This is a genomic window from Vibrio sp. D173a (assembly GCF_030248475.1).
In genome coordinates this window covers 1-857 of the sequence record NZ_JAHGAH010001528.1, presented here as the reverse complement: position 1 = coordinate 857, position 857 = coordinate 1, and the positions used below count along the sequence as shown (strand labels likewise).

Genomic DNA, 857 nt, shown 5'->3' with positions numbered 1-857 from the left:
CGAACCATTGGAGACAAGGCCACTGAAGTAGACACGTGGCTGAGCACCACGCACATCGCTGTCGCCGATAATCAACTTTGTCAGTTCATCTGCGTTATCTAAACCATTGCTCAGCGGCGTATCTTCGTCCTGCTCAAAATAGCCCGGAGTGCTGAGTGTTAAATGCCCTGTATCTCGCGCGGTCGACTCTCGCAAAGACTCATAAGTATAGAGCCCATAACCACCCGCCGAAGTCAGCGCAAACACTGCAATCGCCACGATCAAAACCGACAATAAGCTACGCCGACCATTGCGCAGCAAATTCAGCCACGCCAAGCGAAGCGACTGCAAAAAGCCAAACTCCATTAACTTGCCCATGAGATTGCCTCCTTGTTTGACACTGAAGAGACCAAATTGCCGTCCACTAACTCAATCACGCGATCACAACGGTTAGCCATTCTTGGTTCATGGGTCGCAACAATAAAGGTGGTGCCAAACTCGTGACCAAGCTCGCGCATAATATCGATCACGTTGTTAGCTGTGTGGCTGTCTAAGCTCGCTGTCGGTTCATCGGCAATCACTAACTTAGGCTTGTGGACCAAAGCACGAGCAATCGCGACGCGCTGTTGCTGACCACCAGAAAGGTTATCTGGTCGATGGTGAACGTACTGCTCTAAGCCAACACGCATCAACATCTGCTGCGCTTGCTTATGCTGCTCTTCAAGGCTCAAACCATTGCGCATCAGAGGATAAGCAACATTTTCTAGCGCTGTCATGACGGGCACCAGATTGAATTTTTTAAATACAAAACCTAAACCGTGACGACGAAAACGCGCAGCTGGGATCGCTTGTTCTGGGTAGGGCTGCCCCTCTATCGA

At 50.4% G+C, this 857-nt stretch carries 2 protein-coding genes; both read right to left on the bottom strand.

Features of this window, described 5'->3' with window-relative positions; translation table 11 throughout:
- Window positions 1-357: ABC transporter permease (locus KIV40_RS34520; RefSeq protein WP_375164957.1), on the bottom strand; the 357-nt coding region annotated here is incomplete at its 3' end.
- Window positions 345-857 (bottom strand): ABC transporter ATP-binding protein (locus KIV40_RS34515; RefSeq protein WP_285353959.1); only part of this gene is annotated, 513 nt, incomplete at its 5' end. The genes KIV40_RS34515 and KIV40_RS34520, both read right to left, overlap by 13 nt.